General features: G+C 63.4%; 18 protein-coding genes. 11 read left to right on the top strand and 7 right to left on the bottom strand.

Annotated features, from left to right (window positions below):
* Positions 1-35: 35 nt before the first annotated feature.
* Positions 36-1442, bottom strand: a complete 1407-nt coding sequence (locus tag F1002_RS13945) for a branched-chain amino acid ABC transporter substrate-binding protein (RefSeq protein WP_150429668.1) — start codon at positions 1440-1442, stop codon at positions 36-38.
* Between the two features lie 122 nt (positions 1443-1564).
* Between F1002_RS13945 and F1002_RS13940 the strand changes: the two genes are divergently transcribed.
* The 6 genes from F1002_RS13940 to F1002_RS13915 all read left to right on the top strand — a co-directional run bounded on the left by F1002_RS13940 (position 1565) and on the right by F1002_RS13915 (position 10681).
* Positions 1565-2863: a GNAT family N-acetyltransferase gene (locus tag F1002_RS13940; RefSeq protein WP_150429667.1), complete on the top strand. Its 1299-nt coding sequence runs from the start codon at positions 1565-1567 to the stop codon at positions 2861-2863.
* The gene (locus F1002_RS13935; protein ID WP_223879611.1) at positions 2860-4245 is read left to right on the top strand and encodes an FAD-binding oxidoreductase; all 1386 of its coding nucleotides are present in this window, start codon (positions 2860-2862) and stop codon (positions 4243-4245) included. Before F1002_RS13940 ends, F1002_RS13935 begins: the two co-directional genes overlap by 4 nt.
* 121 nt (positions 4246-4366) lie before the next feature.
* Positions 4367-7810, top strand: coding sequence for an indolepyruvate ferredoxin oxidoreductase family protein (locus F1002_RS13930; RefSeq protein ID WP_150429665.1), 3444 nt, complete (start codon positions 4367-4369; stop codon positions 7808-7810).
* Between the two features lie 9 nt (positions 7811-7819).
* Positions 7820-8569 (top strand): trans-aconitate 2-methyltransferase, encoded by a 750-nt coding sequence (locus F1002_RS13925; RefSeq protein ID WP_150429664.1) that lies wholly within the window; start codon positions 7820-7822, stop codon positions 8567-8569.
* Between the two features lie 6 nt (positions 8570-8575).
* Positions 8576-8845, top strand: coding sequence for a hypothetical protein (locus F1002_RS13920; RefSeq protein WP_150429663.1), 270 nt, complete (start codon positions 8576-8578; stop codon positions 8843-8845).
* Between the two features lie 36 nt (positions 8846-8881).
* Positions 8882-10681, top strand: coding sequence for an ATP-binding protein (locus F1002_RS13915; RefSeq protein ID WP_191090412.1), 1800 nt, complete (start codon positions 8882-8884; stop codon positions 10679-10681).
* On the opposite strand, the gene F1002_RS13910 is transcribed toward F1002_RS13915, so the two are convergent.
* Positions 10651-11316 (bottom strand): response regulator transcription factor, encoded by a 666-nt coding sequence (locus F1002_RS13910; protein ID WP_150429661.1) that lies wholly within the window; start codon positions 11314-11316, stop codon positions 10651-10653. The genes F1002_RS13915 and F1002_RS13910 overlap by 31 nt on opposite strands.
* A gap of 168 nt (positions 11317-11484) precedes the next feature.
* Here F1002_RS13910 and F1002_RS13905 point away from each other — a divergent pair, with 168 nt between their 5' ends.
* Complete coding sequence (locus F1002_RS13905; RefSeq protein ID WP_150429660.1) at positions 11485-11979, top strand: PhaM family polyhydroxyalkanoate granule multifunctional regulatory protein; 495 nt, start codon at positions 11485-11487, stop codon at positions 11977-11979.
* 50 nt (positions 11980-12029) lie between these two features.
* Here the strand turns inward: F1002_RS13905 and F1002_RS13900 are convergent, their stop codons facing one another.
* Complete coding sequence (locus F1002_RS13900) at positions 12030-12926, bottom strand: AEC family transporter (RefSeq protein ID WP_150429659.1); 897 nt, start codon at positions 12924-12926, stop codon at positions 12030-12032.
* Positions 12927-13033: 107 nt separating this feature from the next.
* Here F1002_RS13900 and F1002_RS13895 point away from each other — a divergent pair, with 107 nt between their 5' ends.
* The 3 genes from F1002_RS13895 (at position 13034) to F1002_RS13885 (ending at position 15459) form a co-directional block, all read left to right on the top strand.
* On the top strand, positions 13034-13477 hold the full coding sequence (locus F1002_RS13895) for an NfeD family protein (protein ID WP_150429658.1): 444 nt from the start codon (positions 13034-13036) through the stop codon (positions 13475-13477).
* Between the two features lie 25 nt (positions 13478-13502).
* A complete protein-coding gene (locus F1002_RS13890; RefSeq protein WP_150429657.1) occupies positions 13503-14363 on the top strand; it encodes an SPFH domain-containing protein in 861 nt (286 codons plus the stop codon).
* Between the two features lie 151 nt (positions 14364-14514).
* Positions 14515-15459: an FHA domain-containing protein gene (locus F1002_RS13885; RefSeq protein WP_150429656.1), complete on the top strand. Its 945-nt coding sequence runs from the start codon at positions 14515-14517 to the stop codon at positions 15457-15459.
* Between the two features lie 38 nt (positions 15460-15497).
* On the opposite strand, the gene F1002_RS13880 is transcribed toward F1002_RS13885, so the two are convergent.
* Positions 15498-16067, bottom strand: a complete 570-nt coding sequence (locus F1002_RS13880) for a hypothetical protein (protein WP_150429655.1) — start codon at positions 16065-16067, stop codon at positions 15498-15500.
* A gap of 130 nt (positions 16068-16197) precedes the next feature.
* Between F1002_RS13880 and F1002_RS13875 the strand changes: the two genes are divergently transcribed.
* Positions 16198-17385: a CaiB/BaiF CoA-transferase family protein gene (locus F1002_RS13875; RefSeq protein WP_150429654.1), complete on the top strand. Its 1188-nt coding sequence runs from the start codon at positions 16198-16200 to the stop codon at positions 17383-17385.
* A gap of 27 nt (positions 17386-17412) precedes the next feature.
* On the opposite strand, the gene F1002_RS13870 is transcribed toward F1002_RS13875, so the two are convergent.
* The 3 genes from F1002_RS13870 to F1002_RS13860 all read right to left on the bottom strand — a co-directional run bounded on the left by F1002_RS13870 (position 17413) and on the right by F1002_RS13860 (position 20134).
* Positions 17413-17922, bottom strand: a complete 510-nt coding sequence (locus tag F1002_RS13870; protein ID WP_150429653.1) for a hypothetical protein — start codon at positions 17920-17922, stop codon at positions 17413-17415.
* 14 nt (positions 17923-17936) lie between these two features.
* Positions 17937-19166 carry a phenylacetate--CoA ligase family protein gene (locus F1002_RS13865; protein WP_150429652.1) on the bottom strand — a complete coding sequence of 410 codons (1230 nt, stop codon included), beginning with the start codon at positions 19164-19166 and terminating at the stop codon, positions 17937-17939.
* Between the two features lie 152 nt (positions 19167-19318).
* The gene (locus F1002_RS13860) at positions 19319-20134 is read right to left on the bottom strand and encodes an ABC transporter ATP-binding protein (protein WP_150429651.1); all 816 of its coding nucleotides are present in this window, start codon (positions 20132-20134) and stop codon (positions 19319-19321) included.
* Positions 20135-20167: the final 33 nt, after the last annotated feature.

Below are 20167 nucleotides of genomic sequence, written 5' to 3'. Positions count from 1 at the left end.
GCGGTGCCGTTTCCGTTTTGCGGAACAACAGTCTACTACTTTTTCTCGACGGCAGCCTTGGTTGCATCGGCCGCATTCTTGACAGCCTCCGCACCGGCCTTTACGGCATCCTTGCCGGCTTCCGTCGCACTCTTGGCCACATCCTTGGCTTCAGCAGCAACCTCCTTGCCAACTGCCGCCGCCGCGCCGGCCACCGCCTTGGCGGCATCCTTCACTTCGGCAACCGCCTCCTTGACCTCAGCCTTGGCCACATCAACCGGGGTACCGCCCAGCGTCTCGACGTATTCCAGCTTGCCACCCTTGTACTGGTAAATGGAAATGGCACCGCCCTTCAGGTCGCCCTGGGCATCGAACTCGATCAGCGCGGTGACGCCGTCGTATTTGGTCTGGCCGATGGCCGGCAGGAACTTGGCCGACTCGACCGAGTCGGCGCGCTTCATGGCGTCGGCCATGACCATCACCGCGTCGTACACATACGGGGAATAGAGCTGGATATCGGCATTGAACTTCTTGGTGAAGCGCTCCTTGAACTCCGGACCCTTGGCCAGCTTCTCCAACGGCATGCCCGGCAGCGAACAGTAGTTGCCTTCGGCGGCCTCGCCGCCCAGCTTCATGAATTCCGGCGTACAGACGCCGTCTCCGCCGAGGAACTTGGCCTTGATGCCCAGTTCCTTCATCTGCTTGGCCATCGGACCGCCCTGGGCGTCCATGCCGCCGTAGAAGACCAGTTCGGCCTTGGTAGACTTGATCTTGGTCAGGATGGCTTTGAAATCGGTCGCCTTGTCGTTGGTGTACTCGGTGGCGACGACCTTCAGGCCGGCCGCTTCGGCCGCCTTCTTGAATTCGTCGGCCAGGCCCTGGCCATAGGCGGTGCGGTCATCGACGACGGCGACAGTCTTGATGCCCTGCTTGGCTGCGAATTCGCCGAGCACCTTGCCCTGCTGGACATCGTTGGCCATCACGCGAAAGGCCGTCTTGAAGCCTTGCTGGGTGTATTTCGGGTTGGTGGCGGAACCGGAAATTTGCGGAATGCCGGCGTCGGCATAGAGCTTGGAAGCCGGGATGGTGGTGCCGGAGTTCAGGTGGCCGATCACGCCATTGACCTTGGCGTCGACCAGCTTCTGGGCAACGATGGCACCCTGCTTCGGGTCGGCGGCATCGTCTTCGGCCAGCAACTGGAACTTGATCTTGGCGCCGCCAATCTCGAGGCCCTGGGCATTCAGTTCCTCGACCGCCAGTACGGCACCGTTTTCATTGTCCTTGCCCAGGTGAGCCTGGGGACCGGTCATCGGTGCAACATGCCCCAGTTTGACCACGACTTCCGGCTTGGCGGCGGGCGCACCCGGTGCGGCGACCGGCTTTGGCTCTTCTTTCTGACCGCAGGCGGAAAAGGCAAATGCGGCCACGATGGAGAGGGCTACTATGGAAAGCTTCGCGTGCATCGGTTTATCTCCTGATTTTTCTGGGGGTTGACAACGGCCAAGCGATTGTCCGGAGGCATCTTATCCGTGTCAATCATTAGGTGATATGATCAAGGAATGTAGCCACCCCATGAGAGTGCCAGATGCCGGCAATTGCCCGATTACGCTTCCTGGTTGCCAAGACGGCCCGCAAGCTGTTCTCGATGCTGCCTCAGAAGAGCAGGCACAACGTCTATCGTTCGTTCGTAGACTGTCGGGAACCCAACAAACGTCTGGTCCTCAAGATCGCCGAAACCCAGCAGGAACTTGAGGCCTGCTTCAAGCTCCTGCATGACGCCTACGTCAGCAGCGGCTTCATGACCCCCGATCCATCCGGCATGCGGGTGACGATCTATCACGCCCTGCCGACGACCACCACGCTCTGCGCCAAGTTCGACGACCAGGTGGTCGGTACGCTGTCGCTGATCCGTGAAAGCGCCATCGGTTTTCCGCTGCAGCGCATCTTCGACCTGACCGATGTGCGCGAGAAGGAAGGGCAGATCGCCGAGGTTTCCGCGCTGGCGGTACATCCGCGCTTCCGGCGCACCGGCGGGACGATTCTCTTCCCGCTGATGAAGTTCATGTACGAATACTGCACGACCTTCTTCGACACGCGCCACCTTGTCATTGCCGTCAATCCCCGGCACATCGAGATGTACGAGTCGCTGCTCTTCTTCAAGCGGCTGACGGCCAATACCGTCGAGAACTACGATTTCGTGAATGGCGCACCGGCCGTCGGCGCCACGCTCGATCTGAAGCATGCACCGGAGATCATGCGCAAGGCCTACGCCAGCAAGCCGCCCAACCGGAATCTCCATCGCTACTTCGTCGAGACCAAGCTGCCCAACATCCAGATTCCGCATCGCCGTTTCTTCACCACCAACGACCCGGTGATGACGCCGGCTCTGATCGACTATTTCTTCAACAAGCGGACCAAGGTGTTCGCCGAACTCAGCGATCGCAAGAAAACCCTGCTGCATCTCATCTACGATCTCCCGGAATACAAGAAGGTCCTGCCGCCCCAGCCCGGGGACGGGGTCGCCCGGAAGGTGCGCCAGCACCAGCGTTTCTCGGTCAAATGCCCGGCCAGGCTGGCCAACAACAATCCGCTGGCCGGCGCCCCGATACCGGTCGAGGTCAACGAGGTATCGCGCTACGGCTTCCGCGCCCGGGTCGCCCAGCAGATTCCGGCCGAAGTCTGGCTCAACGCGACGGTGCAGCTGGGGCTGAACGAGGTATCGCGTCTCACCGTACAGGTGGTCCAGGAAACCGAAATAAACGACCAGCATTACTGCGGTTTCCGCATCGGAGAGCCCGACCTGGTCTGGAGAAAATTCGTCACGGCGCTCTATGAAGGGCATACTCACACGGATCTCGACCAAGCAACCCGATTCCTGACGTGAGCCACTCCCTTCCCGAAACCCTGATCCATTCCCTGCAGCAGCAGTTCCAGCAACGATTCTCCCAAGGCGAGTCCCAGTGCCTGCAGCACGGACGCGACGAATCCGTCCATACACCGCAACCGCCTGACGCCGTGGTGATGGCGGAAAGCACCGCCGAAGTCGCCACCGTCGTCCGCCTGTGCGCCCAACATGGCATACCGGTCATTCCCTACGGCGTCGGCAGCTCCGTCGAAGGCCACGTGCTGGCGCCGCAAGGCGGCATCTCGCTCGATCTCTCCGGCATGAACGAGGTATTGGCCATCCATGCCGAAGACGGCGATGCCGTCGTCCAGGCCGGCGTCACCCGCAAGCAGCTGAACGATGCGCTGAAAGGAACGGGGCTCTTCTTCCCGATTGACCCGGGTGCCGATGCAACGCTCGGCGGCATGGCGGCAACCCGTGCTTCCGGCACCAACGCCGTGCGCTACGGCACGATGAAAGACAACGTGCTGGCCACGACCACCGTCCTCGCCGACGGTCGCGTGATGAAAACCGGCGGCCGATCCCGCAAATCGTCGGCCGGCTACGACCTGACCCGCCTGCTCGTTGGCTCGGAGGGCACGCTCGGCGTGATGACCGAACTGACGGTCAAGCTCTACCCGATACCCGAAGCCATGTCGGCCGCCGTATGCACCTTCCCGAGCATCGAGGCGGCTGTGCAGACGGTGATTCAAACCATCCAGCTCGGTATCCCGGTGGCGCGCATCGAGTTGCTCGATGCCCTGTCACTGAAGGCGATCAACCTGTTCAGCAAAACCACGCTGGCCGAGGCACCGACCCTGTTCTTCGAATTCCACGGCAGTCCGGCCGGGGTCGAGGAGCAGGCACAGACTGTACAGGCCATTGCCGGCGAGTTGGGCGGCACCGATTTCGAATGGGCGACCCGCCCCGAAGACCGCAGTCGCCTGTGGCAAGCCCGCCACGATGCCTATTTCGCCTGCCTGCAGCTGAAGCCGGGCTGCCGCAGCTTCCCGACCGACGTCTGCGTGCCGATCTCGCGATTGGCCGAATGCATAGCCGACACCCAGGCGGACATTGCCCAGGTCAGTATCCCCATTGCCCTGTTCGGCCACGTCGGCGACGGCAACTTCCATCTGGTCGTGCTGGTAGACACCGACAATCCCAAGGAAATGAAGGAAGCCGCCTGGATCAGCCAGCGCGTCGTCGAGCGGGCCATCGCCATGGAAGGCACCTGCACCGGCGAGCATGGCATCGGCCTCGGCAAGCGCCAATACCTGCCGCTCGAGCATGGCGATGTCGCCGTCGAGGTGATGCGCACCATCAAGCAGGCGCTCGATCCGCACAACCGGCTCAACCCCGGGAAAGTCCTGCCTCCGGGTTAACCCCGATTTGCCGGAACATTCGCTTTCGGCCAGACTCAAATCTCCAAGCTCCGCGTCGCCACCACCCCCGGCGACGCGGCGATGAAACCTCGCCCACAAGGCGAACAAAACGGAGACAACAATGAGCAACCTCGCTCTACCAGCCGCGCTCGCCGCGACGCTGGACGATAAATACACCCGTAGCACCGGCCGCGTCTTCCTGACCGGCACCCAGGCCCTAATCCGACTACCCATGCTGCAACGGGAACGCGACCTGGCCGCCGGCCTGAATACCGCCGGCTTCGTTTCCGGCTACCGCGGCAGCCCGCTCGGCAATCTCGATCTCGGCCTGTGGAAAGCCAAGCTGCATCTTGCCGAGCATCACGTCACCTTCCAGCCGGGGATCAACGAGGATATGGCCGCGACGGCCGTATGGGGCAGTCAGCAGGTCGGTCTGTTCCCCGGTGCCTGCTACGACGGTGTCTTCGGCATGTGGTACGGCAAGGGGCCGGGCGTCGACCGTTGCGGCGACGTCTTCCGCCATGCCAATGCCGCCGGTACCGCCCGGCACGGCGGCGTCCTGGTCATCGCCGGCGACGACCACGCTGCCAAATCCTCGACGCTGCCGCACCAGACCGAGCACGTCTTCAAGGCCGTGCTGATGCCAGTGCTCTACCCGGCCAACGTGCAGGAATACCTCGACTATGGACTGCATGGCTGGGCGATGAGCCGCTACTCGGGTTGCTGGGTTGCGTTCAAGGCGCTGGCCGATACGGTCGAGACCTCGGCCTCGGTCAACATCGACCCGAGCGCGGTGGACATCGTCTACCCGACCGATTTCACCCTGCCCCCGGACGGCCTCAATATCCGCTGGCCCGACCCGCCACTGCAGCAGGAAGCGCGACTGCTCAACCACAAGCTCTACGCCGCCCTCGCCTATTGCCGGGCCAACAAGCTCAACCGGGTGATCATCGACTCGCCAGCCCCTCGCCTCGGCATCCTGACCGCCGGCAAGAGCTACCTCGATGTGCGCCAGGCACTCGACGAACTGGGCATCGACGACAAGCTGGCGGCCGAAATCGGCATCCGCCTATACAAGGTCGGCATGGTCTGGCCGCTGGAACCGGAAGGCGTCCGCCACTTCGCCGAGGGACTGGAGGAAATCCTCGTCGTCGAGGAAAAACGCCAGCTGCTCGAATACCAGTTGAAGGAAGAGCTCTACAACTGGCGCGAGGATGTCCGCCCCCGCGTCATCGGCAAGTTCGACGAAATCGGCGAATGGTCGGAAGGCAACTGGCTGCTGCCGGCCACCGGCGAGCTGCCGGTGGCGACCATCGCCCGCGTCATCGCCGAGCGGATCGGCCGCTTCTTCACGTCACCGAGCATTGAGGCCCGCCTGCACGTCATCGCCACCAAGCAGAAGGCGGCGCAGACGCCGCTGGTACTCGCCGAGCGCAAGCCGCACTTCTGCTCCGGCTGCCCGCACAACAGCTCGACCAAGGTGCCGGAAGGCTCGCGCGCCGTGGCCGGTATCGGCTGTCACTACATGGTGACCTGGATGGACCGCAGCACGGCCACCTACACCCACATGGGCGGAGAAGGGGTGCCCTGGGTCGGTCAGGCGCCGTTCACCACCGAAAAGCACATCTTCGCGAACCTCGGCGACGGCACCTACTTCCACTCCGGGTTGCTCGCCATCCGCCAATCGCTGGCGGCCAAGGTGCCGATCACCTACAAGATTCTCTACAACGACGCCGTCGCCATGACCGGTGGCCAGCCGGTCGACGGCAACCTCAGCGTCGCCCAGATTACCCGCCAGCTGGAAGCCGAGGGCGTCGAGAAAATGGTCGTCGTGGCCAGCGATCCTGACAAGTACGCCGAGATCACCGACCTTGCCCCGCATGTACCGGTCCGCCATCGCGACGAACTCGATAGCGTCCAGCGCGAATTGCGCGAATACCCCGGCGTCTCCATCCTCATCTACGACCAGGTCTGTGCCACCGAAGCCCGGCGCCGCCGCAAGCGCGGCAAGCTGCCGCCGGTCAGCACGCGTGTGGTGATCAACGAAGCGGTCTGCGAGGGCTGCGGCGACTGTTCGGTGCAATCCAACTGCCTGTCGGTGGTGCCGGTCGAAACCGACTTCGGCACCAAGCGGCAGATCGACCAATCCGCCTGCAACCAGGATTTCTCGTGCGTCAAGGGCTTCTGCCCCAGCTTCGTGACAATTGAAGGCGCCAAACCGCGCAAGAGCGCAGCTGCAGTGGACAATGCCGACTGGCCCATCCTGCCGGCCCCGCAACTGCCGGCCACCACCCAGCCGTACAACCTGATCATCACGGGCGTCGGCGGCATGGGCGTCATCACCCTCGGCGCGCTGATCGGCATGGCCGCCCACCTCGACGGCAAGGGCATATCGACCCTCGACATGACCGGTCTTGCCCAAAAGTACGGCGCCGTCTTCTCGCACCTGCGTATCGCTGACCGGCCGGAAGACATCCACGCTGCCCGCATCGCCACCGGCGAAGCCCACGCCATCCTCGGCGGCGACCTGGTGGTCAGCGCCAGTACCGAAGCCCTGTCGAAAATGCTCGAGGGCCGGACACGGGCGGTGGTCAGCTGCACCGACACGCCGACCGCCGAATTCACCCGCAACCGCGACTGGCATTTCCCGCTCGCCGGCCTGCAGCGCCAGCTGATTGATACGCTCGGTGCCGACCAGGTACGCTTCATCGACGCTCAGCACCTGGCCACCCGGCTGATGGGCGATGCGCTCTACGCCAACATGCTGCTCCTCGGTCACGCCTGGCAGATGGGACTGGTGCCCGTATCGGCTGCTGCGCTCGACAAGGCCATCGAGCTCAACGGCGCCGCCGTCGAAGCGAATCGGCAGGCCTTCGCCTGGGGCCGGCGGATAGCCCTGTTCCCGGACAAGGTAGCCGCCATCACCGGTCCGCTGGCAGGCACGCCGCTACCGCAGCGCTCGCTGAGCGAACTGATCGAACATCGCGCCCAGCACCTGACCGCCTACCAGGACGCCCGCCTGGCCGAGCGCTATCGGCAACGCATGGCCGCCGTTCTGGGCCTCGGCGACGAGTCCCTCAGCCGCACGGTAGCCACCCAGTACGCCCGGCTTCTGGCGCCCAAGGACGAGTACGAGGTCGCCCGGCTGTTTGTCGAAGGCGATTTCATGACGCGCCTTGCCGAACAATTTTCCGGCGACCCGCAACTCAGTTTCCACCTCGCTCCGCCCTTCCTGGCCAAAACCGGCCCTGACGGCCGGCCGAAGAAGATTCGTTTCGGCAGCCGGCTGCTGCCGGTGCTCAAGCTGCTGGCCAAGTGGCGGTCGCTACGCGGCAGCTGGCTCGACCCCTTCCGCTTCAGCCCGGAAAAGACTGTCGACCGGCGACTGCTGGCTGCCTATGAAGCGGATCTCGATCTGATTCTGGCATCCTCCGGCAAGCCTTCCGCAGCGGCCTCCCTGGCCAACTGGCCGGCCGAGGTCCGCGGCTACGGTCCGGTACGCCAGGCAGCCGCCGAGCAAGCCGAAGCCCGCAGGGACACGGCACGAAAGGCGCTGATGGCATAAAATCGGGGGATGTCATCTCCCCCGCTTCGCCAACTGGCGCTGCAAGGCGCCGCCGCCATCCTGATCCTCTCCCTGGCCTGGCCTTATTTTGGCCTGCGGGGAGAGGCCATGCCCTGGCTGGAAACCAGCCTGGCCATCGGCGCCGCCGCCCTGCTCTTCGCTACCCTGTCGCGTCAGCCGTGGTGGTGGCGCGTCATCCACGGCGGTTTCATGCCGCTGGTCTGGTTTACCCACACGCTGGCCGTCGACCCCGGCTGGTTCCTGCTTGCCGCCATTCTGCTGCTGCTCGTCTATCGCGGCGCACTGACCGGCCAGGTGCCGCTTTACCTGTCCAACAAGCAAACGGTGCAAGCCCTGTCCAACCTGCTGGCCGAACGCGGCGACAGCCGCTTTCTCGACCTCGGCGCCGGGGTCGGCAGCACCACTGTCCCGCTGGCCGATGCGCTCCCGGAAAGCCACTTCACCGGCATCGAGAATGCTCCGCTGACCTGGCTGGCCGGACGCCTCCTCAGTGTCGGCCGCCCCAACATCGCCTGGCGCTGGGATGATCTGTGGAATGCCCGGCTCGGCGATTACGACGTGGTCTATGCCTTCCTCTCGCCGGCCCCCATGCCGCGCCTCTGGGAGAAGGTGCAGGCCGAGATGAAACCGGGCAGCCTGTTTATCAGCAACAGCTTTCCGATACCCGGCGCCACACCGGACCGCGTGATCGAAGTGGACTGTTCGCCGGCCCGCCCCCTCTACTGCTACCAGCGCTAGCAGAGCATGCCCAAGCGCAAGCCCGAAACCCTCGCCCTGAGCATTTCGCTGATCGGTACGCTGATCGTATTGCTGCTCTTCCTGGCTGATCTCGTGGTCGCCCGCCACCGCGACCAGGAAGCCGGCGAGCGCCGCTTGCAGCACTTCAGCCTGATGATGGCCGAGCACACCGCGCGAAGTTTCGAGGCGGTCGATGTCCTGTTACGTGAAACGGCAACCGATCTGTCGCACGGCCGCCGCAACTGGCGCGAATGGGACGCCAGCAAGGGTTGGTAATACATTGCCCAGCGCCACTCGCGGGCGATGCCTCAATTGCGGGACCTGATCATCTTTGACGAAAAAGGCAACCAGCGTTTCATTTCAACCTATTTCCCAGCCCCCCAGATCAACATCAGCGACCGCCCCTATTTCGCGGCACTGGAGGGGGGCGCCGAAGGCGCAACCTATGGCCCTTACATCGGGCGCAACTCGGCACGCTACACCTACGGCATCGCCCGCCGTGTCACGGGCGACAACGGCCTGTTCAGCGGTGCCGTATTTGGTGCCATCGAACCGGCCTATTTGCAGGATTTCTGCTGGTCCAACCGGCTCTCCGACGATTTCGAGTCGGTTCTCATCAACGCCAAGGGCGAGATTGCCGCTTCCTGCCGACCAACCGACTTGAGTCGTCTCTCGCCCATTCTGGGGGCCACGGCCGAATCCGCACTTTTTGCGGGAAACCTGAAGGGCCAGCTCGCCGAATTCGGCCTGAATCGCCACAAAGGCCTGCTGGTCTCGCTGGTTGCCGTCCCCGGCTTCCCCGATCTCCGCATCCTCACCGCCATCCCCGAAAGCACCGTACTCGCCAGCTGGTACAACCGCCTGTTCGAACTGGGAACCATCGCCACACTGGTAATCATCGTCCTTCTTGTCAGCACCGTTCTCGCCCGGCGCCAGTTTCGCGAGATGGCAAGGATGACAGCAGAATTGGCGGCCAGCCACGAACACCTGGAGGAACGCGTTCAGGAGGCGACGCTGGAGCTGGCCGGGCAAAAAGACGCCGCCGAACGTGCCAATACGGCAAAAAGTCGTTTCCTGGCCGCAGCGAGTCATGACTTGCGGCAACCCTTGCATGCCCTCTCCCTGTTTGCCGCCGATCTGCAACGCCAGATTCGCGGTGCCAATCTGCAAGAACTTCCCCATCTGGCCGAACAGATATCCGCCTCGACCGCGCTCCTGGGCGAATTGCTCGATTCGCTGCTCGACATTTCACGACTCGATGTGGCCGGCATCAAGCCGGAGCCGCGCCCCTCGCCGCTGCAACCGATCTTTCAGCGCCTCGCCGATGCCTTTCGTCGGGCAGCGGCCGACCGCAACATGACCTTGCGCATTCGCCCCTCCCCGCTCTGGGTCGAAACCGATCCGGTCATGCTGGAACGGATGATCGCCAACCTGCTGTCCAATGCGCTGCGCTATACGCCGCCAGGCGGTTGCGTACTGCTGGCGGCACGGCGACGGGGCAACGAAGTCGCCCTTGAAGTGAGGGACAACGGCATCGGGATTGCGCCCGAACACCAGGCGGCCATCTTTGCCGAGTTCTATCAGGTCGGCAATGCCGCCCGGGAGCAGAACAAGGGCCTCGGTCTGGGATTATCCATCGTTGACCGGCTATCCAAGGCGCTCGATATCGAGGTCAAGCTGAAGTCGCGCACCGGAGAAGGGACGTGCTTCACGCTCCACGTCGATGGTTGCCGGCCGATCGCCCCTCTGCCAGCCGCGACCAGAAAAATCGCACCGGCCGAAAAAGTCGATTGCATCGGCAGCTCACCTGAACTGCAACACTGTGCCGAACTCGCGGGACGCTGGGAATACGAGGTACGCATGCTGCCGGGCGACGATACCGGCCAGTCGTCGCAACGTGCCGTCGTGATCGCCGACATGACGGCGGTCGAAGCGCTCTGTCCCGGCGGTCACGCCCCCGGCATGCCGCTCATCGTGCTGCTCGACGAGCAGCAGACGGCGGTGCCGGAACTGCCCGACGGCGTGCACACCTTACCGACGCCGGTGCGGCCCGCCAAGCTACGGGCGCTGATCGGCCAGCTTCAGAAAACGCTCTCGAAATCGATGCCGTAGCGAGCCACGGCAACCAGGGCCTGGGTCCGGCTGCTGACGTCGAGCGTCTTGAACACGGCGGTCGCGTGAATCTTGACCGTTCCCTCCGACAAGCCCAGCTGATCGGCAATTTCACGGTTACTCAGGCCGCGCACCATCAAGGCCAGAACCTGCGCCTGACGATCGGTCAGCCCGACCTCGTCCGGACGCACGCCCTTCTTGACCGGCGGAATCGGCGTTTCGGCATCCAGCGTCGGCGCCGCGGACTGCCCGGCGGGACGGAAGATATTGCCATCCAGCACTTCACGGACCGCCGACAGCAGGGCTTCTCCGGAGAAAGCCTTTGGAATGAAGCCGGAGGCGCCGAGATTGAGGACACGGGTAATGGTCGGCACATCATCGAAGGCTGAAACCACGGCAACCGGCATGGCGGGGTAACGGCGACGCAGAATATCGAGTCCGGCAAAACCGTCGATACCGGGCAGCGCCAGATCGAGCAGAACCAGATCGAACTCGCCCGCGGAGTCGAGCACATTGAGTGCCGATTCGAAATCCGGGCTCTCCAGAACCGACACCCCGGGCTCCAACTGCCCGAGCAGGCGAACAAGGCCTTCGCGAACCAGCGCGTGATCCTCAACCACCAACAGCTTCAACATACTTCCCCCTATCTATCCGCATGCCAATTTATCATTTTCGCATACCCCGCGAGCTAAATCACCGCCTGCGAGCGACTTTACCCTGCGCCCCGGCCGGAGCCGCATCAATATCACCCAAATGCTTCGATCCGGGTTTAAGATGGAAGTCCAACAAGAAGGGAGACTGACATGGCTGACGATCAAGTACACGACCCGCTCAACTTCATGCGCAGCATGTGGGGCAACATGGGGTTCTCCCTGCCCGGGATGGTGGCACCCACTTTTGATGTCGAAGAACTCGACAAGCGCATCAAGGACATGAAGGCCGTGGAGGGTTGGCTGCGCATGAACCTGTCGATGCTGCAGATGACGATCCAGGGTCTCGAGATGCAGCGCACGACCGTTGGCGCGGTACAGGCCATGGGCAAGATGGCTTCCGACGCCGCGAAATCGCTGGCCCCCGATGCGCCGCAGCCGCCCCCTGCCTCCCAGCCCCACTTTTTCCAGGGCGTCGCCGACCCGGCGCACAGCACGCTTTCCGATGCCGCCATGTGGCCCTGGCAAATGATGCAGCAGATGCGCGAGCAAATGCAGCAACACGCCGAAGCAGCGGCACAGGCTGCGACAGCCGCCACCGCGGAAGCGGCTGCCGCCAAGCCGAAATCGTCGCGCAGCAAAAAGTAGCAACCATCCGGCCGGGCAGGCACCAAGCGCCTGCCCTTGCGTACCGGGTCTCAGCGCGATAGCCAGGCCGCCCAGCCGGGCAGGGTCAGCATCGAACCCAGGGTCGTCGCCGAAATCAGCCAGGCGACGCTGCGCCCGTCCCCGCCCATGCGCATGGCCAGGATGTAGGCTGAGGAAGCCGTCGGCAAGGCGGCGAACAGCACGACGATCTGGAAATTGAGCCCGGACAGGCCGAACAGGGATGCCACGCCAATCGCGATCAGCGGCAGTGCCAGCAGCTTGACGGCAACCAGCCAACTCGCGAACAGCTTGACCCCGGAAGCCCCATCCAGGCGCAGGGCGGCGCCGACGGTAATCAGGCCGAGAGCGATCGAAGCGTCGGCAAGACGACCGAGGAAGGCTTGCAGCGGTGCCGGCGGCATGAAGCCGGCAAGATTCAGAAGGAAACCAGTGGCCGTCCCCCAGATCAGCGGATTGCGCGCCACCTCGCGCCATAGCCCGACCTCGCCGTGGCGTGCGAGCATCCACACCGACACCAGATTGGCAAAGGGTACCGCCGCGCCGACGATCAATCCCATGGTCGCGATACCGGGTGAGCCGAAGAGCATCCCGGCCACCGCCAGCGCGATATAGGAATTGAAGCGGTAGGCGCACTGGAACATCGAGGCATAGGTCAGCGCCGGCATGCGCACGAACAGCCTGGGCAGGAGACCGAGCAACATCCCGCCGGCCATCGCGGCAAACGCGGTGGCGAGCAGGGGCAGCGCCGCGCCGAGATCGAGGCGGGTCTTGACGATGGCATTGACGAGCAGCGCCGGGAAGAGAATGAAATAGACAAGCTTCTCCACGCCGCTCCAGAAATGGTCGCCCAAGTGCATCCAGCGCCGGATAGCGGCACCGAGCAGGATCAGGGCGAAATCGGGGAGAAGAAGCAATGCGGTATTCACCCGGCCATTCTAATTCCGGCCGGCAGTCGAACACATCCGGACAAACCACAATCGTCCTTGACCCACCGCGCCAAACCCTAAATACTCAGTACCACAAGGAGAGTGCTATGCAACTTGAATGGTGGGTATGGACGGTCGGCGGTATCGGTCTTATCCTGGCCGAACTGGTCGTTCCGTCCTTTTTCGTCGTCTGGTTCGGTCTGGGCGCACTGCTCGTCGGGCTGCTCGCTCTCCTCGCCCCCGATCTGTCGCTGACCGTGCAACTGGCGATCTGGACCGCCGCTTCGCTGGCCATGGTCGTGCTTTGGTTCAAGGTTTTCAAGCCGGGCTTTCACAAGACACGGATCGGCACGGCCACCGGCGAGGCCGTCGGTGAAATCGGCCTGCTGGTCAATGCGGTCGCCCCCTTCGAACGCGGCAAGGTGCGTTTCCAGCGCCCGGTTCTCGGCTCCGAAGAATGGGTTTGCATGGCCGATATCCCCATCGCGGCGGGCGAACGGGTAAAGGTTGTCGCCATTCAAGGCAGTTTCCTCACCGTCAGCAAGGTTTAGGCGGATTCACCGCAAGGAGTCACACATGGAAGTCAGTCCCGGATTCGTCGTCGTTCTCGCCCTCCTGGCCTTCGTCGCCGTCACCATCGCCAAAGGTGTCCGGATCGTGCCGCAGGGAGAGGAATGGATCGTCGAGCGCCTTGGCAAGTATCACGGCACGCTGAAGCCCGGCCTCAATATCGTCATTCCCTATCTCGACAAGATCGCCTACCAGCTCGTCACCAAGGACATCATCCTCGATGTTCAGGAACAGGAGGTCATCACCCGCGACAACGCCGTGATCCTGACCAATGCCATCGCTTTCATCAAGGTGACCGACCCGGTCAAGGCCGTCTATGGCGTCACCGATTTTTCCGAAGCCATCCGCAACCTGATCATGACCACGCTGCGCTCCATTGTCGGCGAGATGGAACTCGACGAGGCGCTCTCCTCACGCGACAAGATCAAGGCGCGGCTGCGCGAAAGCATCGCCGACGAAGCCGTGGACTGGGGGCTGACCGTCAAGTCGGTCGAGATCCAGGACATCAAGCCCTCCCAGTCGATGCAGAAGGCGATGGAAATGCAGGCGGCAGCCGAACGCGAACGCAAGGCGGTCGTCACCCGTTCGGAAGGCGCGAAACAGTCCGCCATCCTTGAGGCGGAAGCCCGCCTGGAGTCGGCCAAGCGCGATGCCAACGCCCAGGTCATGCTGGCCGAAGCGTCTGCCGAGGCGATCCGCCGCGTCACCAGTGCGATCGGTGAACAGACCGGGCCGATGTCCTACCTGCTGGGCGAAAAATACATCGCCGCGCTGGAACGCATGGGCGAGAAGGACAACGCCAAGCTGGTGGTCCTGCCGGCCGACCTGCAGGAAGCGGTGCGCGGGCTGTTCGGCCGCAAGGCTTGAGAATGCCATCGCCGCTCCGGCCGGCGATTGGGGCAGCACTGCATTGGCGAGCTGCCACAAATCTTTGCAATTTGACGTCCGGGCGGCTGATAAGCTCTTGTGGCAGTTTCGTCCCCTCCGCAACCAACGTTGACGTGTCGCGATCCAAGCCATGCCGGATGTCTACCCCACCCTCAGTGATGCCGACCAACAGGCGCAGCCACTGAGTCACGACTATCTGCTGTACGGCACGGTGCACGAAACGACCGAACAGTCCGCTCACCTGGATAGCGGGCAACTCGGGAAGCTGGTACAGCGCAGGCTGAAAAGGCTGGAGCGCGTACTCGGCGCCCATGGCGGCCTCCTCACCAAGTCCCTGCCCCGCGGCCTGGTGGCGGGGTTCGACTCGGCCGAGGCAGCATTGATCGGAGCTTGCGAAATGCAGCGCCACTGCGCCGTCATCCCACAGCTCGGCGACACCCGCTTGTCGCTGAAGATAGGCATCCATGCCTCGATCAGGCAACACCTGACCCGGCACGCGGTCGACCCGGCGGAAGCGACGGCAGCCAAACTCTCCGCACTACTTGGCCAGGCCGGCATCGTCTTCTCCGAACAGGTCAAGGAAAGCCTGCCCGGGGAACTGAAGGAAGCATCTACTCCGATCGCCAACGACGGTTCGGCGATCGCCGCGTTTTCCGTCGACTGGAATGCCGTTCCGGCCCAGCCGCCTTCCCGCTCTTCCGCACGGGAAAACGGCACAGCCGGAAAACATGCCCCGCTGGCCGGCAGCTCCATCGTGCTGCGCCAGGGCGCCCGGCAATTCGTTTTCGACAAACGCCAACACGTCATCGCGATTGGCCGGGACATGGTCTGCGACCTGCCGATCAACAGCGCCAAGGTGTCGCGCAATCATGCACGCATCATTTACCGGCTTGGCAATTACCTGCTCATCGACACAAGCACGAACGGCACCTATCTGTACCCTGAAGGGTGCCCCGCATCACGGATACGGAAAAACATGGTCGTGCTCTCCGGCAAGGGCAGGATAGGTTTCGGCCAGACCTGGGAAGCCGGCACGCCGCATTCGTTCGAATTCGAACTTATCCAGCCCGCATAGTCATTTGGCGCACACCGCCCGGACAAGCCGGCCCGGCATCAATCCTCATACTGCTTGCGCAGCCGTTTAAGCCCCTGGCGGTAGGCTTCCGCGTCACCATAATCGAAGAATTTCGGATAGCGCTCGTGCGCTGTCCGGAAACGCCGCGCATGCTTGATCGGGCACCAGTACTGTTCCGTCCGTGCCGCCACCTCCCGTGCATAGGCCACGACGCCATTGCCGTAGGAACAATAGAAGCAGTTGAATTTCTCGATGAGGTTCAGGTAGGGCAAGTCTTCGCGATCGAAGACCAGATAGTCCGAACGCTTGACTTTCGGTATCCGGTAGATCGGGAAACAGATGGCCTGGTACACGCTCACGAAAAGGTCCATCAGCAGGAAGGGGATCCAGCCCGCATAGATGATCGGGGCGCTGAGGACGACCAGAAGGCGGCTGCGCACGAGAAAGCGGAACAGGCCGATCTTGTAGCGACGCTGCTGGCGCAGGAACTCGTCGGCCAGTTCATCTCTTTTCTGTGCCCATTCCTCGCGCTTCGCACGGTACTCTTCTTCCAGTTCATCCTGCAGGGCGCGAATTCGCGCCAGCAGTTCGTCGGCATGCTTGTTCATGACTCCCGATCCATGATGAGGACAATCCAAACGACAGCAGTTTGCCCGATCGGGAAAGCATCGTCACACTCTAAAATAGCCCTTTGACGTTTGACCGGCTCACCTCCCCTCTCAGCCCCCTAGAGACATCATGGAAAAAGCACACGCACAAGCCCGACAGAACGGCCCGCTGGCCGGCATCAAGGTCGTCGAATTCGCCGGCATCGGCCCCGGCCCCTTTTGCGGCATGCTGCTCGCCGACATGGGCGCGGACGTCACCCTGCTGGAGCGTGCCGGCGGCACCTTCGCCTCGCAGCTGTTTGGCGGGGGGCGCAAGGCCGTCGCCAATCGGGGGAAAAAATCCCTGTGCGTCGATCTCAAGCACCCGGATGCAAAGCAGTTGGTACAGCGGCTGACCGACGACGCAGATGTCGTGCTCGAAGGTTTCCGCCCCGGCGTCATGGAACGACTGGGCTTCGGCCCGGAGGATTGCCTGGCGCGCAACCCGAAACTGATCTACGCCCGGATGACGGGGTGGGGGCAAAGCGGCCCGCTCGCCCCGCGTGCCGGCCACGATGCGAACTATGCCGCGCTGGCCGGCGTGCTCGATACCGGTCGTCGCCATGGCGGCGCGCCGTGGGCTCCTCCGACCCTGGTCGGCGACATGGGCGGCGGCGGACTGCTACTGGCCTGGGGGATCGCCTGTGCGCTGCTCGAGGTCAAGCGCAGCGGCATCGGCCAGGTCATCGATGCGGCCATGTGCGAAGGCGCTGCGCTGCTGGCCCATGGTCTGTTCAACCTAGAGGCGCTGGGCGAATGGCAGGGGCAATGCGCCATCGATTCGAGCGCCCCGTTCTACGACGTGTATGAATGTGCCGACGGCCTGTGGATCAGCGTCTGCCCGCTCGAACCCCAGTTTTACCAGACCTTCGTCGAGCGCCTGGGTCTGGCCGCTGATCCGGCATTCGCCGGCCGGCAATACGACACGCAACGCTGGCCCGGCATGAAGATCCGACTGGAAAGCATTTTCCGCGGCCAGCCGCGCGCCCATTGGGAATCGCTGTTCGCTGACACCGACGATTGCGTCTGGCCGGTGCTGAGCATGAGGGAAGCCCCCGAGCACCCTCACAACAAGGCCCGGGAAACCTTCGTCGAGATGGCCGGCGTCACCCAGCCGGCACCGGCCCCCCGGTTGTCGCGCACCCCCGGCGCCATCCGGCGGCCGCCGCCCCTGCTCGGGGAAGACACCCGCGAATGCCTGCTGCAGATGGGATTGTCGGAAGAAGAGATCGACCGCCTCGTCGCGGCCGGGGCAGTGAGCCTGCCGCGCAAGACCTGACGCGGCGGAGCGCCATACCGTATCGCTTCAGCGCTCGCAGATGCCAAGCAGGTCGGCTTCGAGCTCGATCTCCATGCCTTTTTCCAGGCGGCGGTCGATATAGGCGCCACGATAGAGGCGCCCGGCATTTTCCGCCTTGCGGGCGTGCGGTGTTTCCCAGTCGCTGACCCGGATTCGAACCATGCCGATCTGCTCGTCGCGCTCGGGAACGCCCTGAGCGACGCAGGGATAGGCCAGTGCATGGCGATTGAACTCGGCCCGGGTGTATTGCTCGATATTCTTGCCCGGCACCAACGGGCATCGGGCCAGGCGACGAGTCCGCACCTCGCTGGCGAGTACTTCGCCTTTCAGGTAGAAAACCGGATCGGTCACCACCCAGCCAGCCCCGCCTTCCTCATAGCGCACGCACTGCCCGGAACGGAGCATTTCCGGCTGTTTGAAAAGCAGGCGCGCCGAAGGCCGCAACGGCGCGTCGTCGGCCTGTGCGTTGAGGGCCAGGAAGGCCTGGACGGCGAGCACGGCAAGGAGGTATCGCATGGAAGCGTTCCGGATCAATAGACCCGGCTATCTTCGATCACCTTTCCATCGTTGGGCAAGCCCCCCGGCGCCGCAAAAGCAACTTCGCCACGCAGTTTGGTCACTTCCCGCAGGCTGTTGACCAGGGCCTTGTCGAGCGCCTCGTGACCGGCCTCGATCTCGCAATGGAGAACCATGCGATCCTGCCCTCCCGGGTTGTCCACGACCAGGCGCATGCGATGGATTTCCGGATGGCGCACGGCGATTTCGGCAACCTGCTCCGGATGCACGAACATGCCCTTGATCTTGGTCGTCTGATCGGCGCGCCCCATCCAGCCCTTCAGGCGGATATTGCTCCGCCCGCAGGCCGAACATCCGGGCATGACGGCAGACAGATCGCCGGTGGCAAAGCGGATCAACGGATAATCGGGATTGAAGGTGGTCACAACCACTTCGCCGACCTCGCCCGGCTCGACCGGATCACCGGTACCGGGACGAACGATCTCGACCAGCAGACCTTCTTCGACAACCAGGCCTTCCTCGGCGTCGGTTTCATAGGCAATGGCCCCGATGTCGGCTGTCGCGTAGCACTGACGCACCGTGATGCCCCGGTCGTTGAGCCAGTTGCGGGTGACGCCCGGCAGAGCCTCGCCGGAAACCAGGGCCTTCTTGAGCGACGAAATATCGGCCCCCAGCTCCTCGGCCTTCTCGACGATGATGCGCAGGAAGGAGGGCGTCCCGACATAGCCGTCGGGGCGCAGATCGACCATGGCCTGTACCTGCTGCTCGGTCTGACCTACCCCGCCGGGAAACACCGCACAACCCAGCTTGCGTGCCCCCCCTTCCATCAGGAAGGCGCCCGGCGTGAAATGATAGGAAAAACAGTTGTGCACCAGATCGCCGCTGCGGAAGCCGGCTGCGTAAAGCACGCGGGCCATCCGCCAGTGATCCATGTCCATCCCCTGCAACTCGTAGATCGGCCCCGGCGAGGCAAATACCCGCTTGGCCTTGTGGCGGGCCAAGGCATTCAGGCCGCCAAACGGCGGGTGTTTCTTCTGCAGTTCGATCAGGTCGCGCTTGCGGGTCAGCGGCAACCTGGAGAGCGCCTCGCGTGTCGCGCAATCGAACGGATTGACCCCCGCCAGGCTCTGAAAATAGTAAGGCGTCGTTTCCTTGGCATGCGCCACCTGGCGCGCCAGCTTGTCCATCAAGTCCGCCTCGCGCTCATCCGGATCGCGGGTCTCGAGCGGGTCGTAATAGCTCATTTCAAATATCTCCGTTTGTTCCGGGTTGACCACGGCAATCCCGCCCTGCACCCGGAATGGCAAAGTAGCCGCTCAGGGCAAGGCGGAGACGGGCGCCGTTTGCTATTGCAAACAAGCCCGCCGACAACGCCGCCATGAGCGGCGCACTGCCATTACGAAAGCCAGCGCTTGCGGCGGCGGTAGTGCTTTACTTCGCGGAAGGACTTGCGCCCGGACGACGACAGCCCGAGGTAGAACTCCTTGACGTCCTCGTTATCGCGCAAATCCGCTGCCGACCCTTCCATCACGACGCGCCCGTTTTCCAGGATGTAGCCGAAATCGGCATAGCGCAGCGCGATACTGGTGTTCTGCTCGGCGAGAACGAAGGTGACTTTTTCCTTCTCATTCAGCTCCTTGACGATGCTGAACACCTCCTCGACGATCTGCGGCGCCAGGCCCATCGACGGTTCGTCGAGCAAGACCATCTTCGGATTGGCCATCAGGGCGCGGCCGATGGCGCACATCTGCTGCTCGCCGCCCGAGGTGTAAGCGGCCTGGCTGGTCCGCCGTGTCTTCAGGCGCGGGAAGAAGTTGTAGACCTTTTCCAGGCTTTCCTGGACGGCGGCCTTGCCGTCGGTACGCGTATAGGCGCCGGTGAGGAGGTTTTCCTCGATGGTCAGGTGGCCGAAGCAATGGCGGCCCTCCATGACCTGGACGACGCCACGTTGCACCAGGTCAGCCGGGGTCAGCGACTCGACCCGCTCGCCTTTCAATTCGATCGATCCTTTGGTCACTTCACCGCGCTCGCCGTGCAGCAGATTGCTGACGGCACGCAGGGTCGTCGTCTTGCCGGCGCCGTTGCCGCCGAGCAAGGCGACGATGCTGCCTTCCGGCACGGAAAACGAGACACCCTTGAGGACGAGGATGACGTGGTTGTAGATAACCTCGATGTTGTTAACACTGAGGAAGGTATTCGGGGTGGCGCTCATGTTCGACTCTCGTGAAAGGCTCCCGCGCCGGAG

It is taken from the genome of Dechloromonas sp. CZR5, from assembly GCF_008711155.1.
Taxonomy (GTDB): domain Bacteria; phylum Pseudomonadota; class Gammaproteobacteria; order Burkholderiales; family Rhodocyclaceae; genus Azonexus.
The sequence above is the reverse complement of the archived record's forward strand: the minus strand, read 5'-3'. Positions and strand labels throughout refer to the sequence as shown.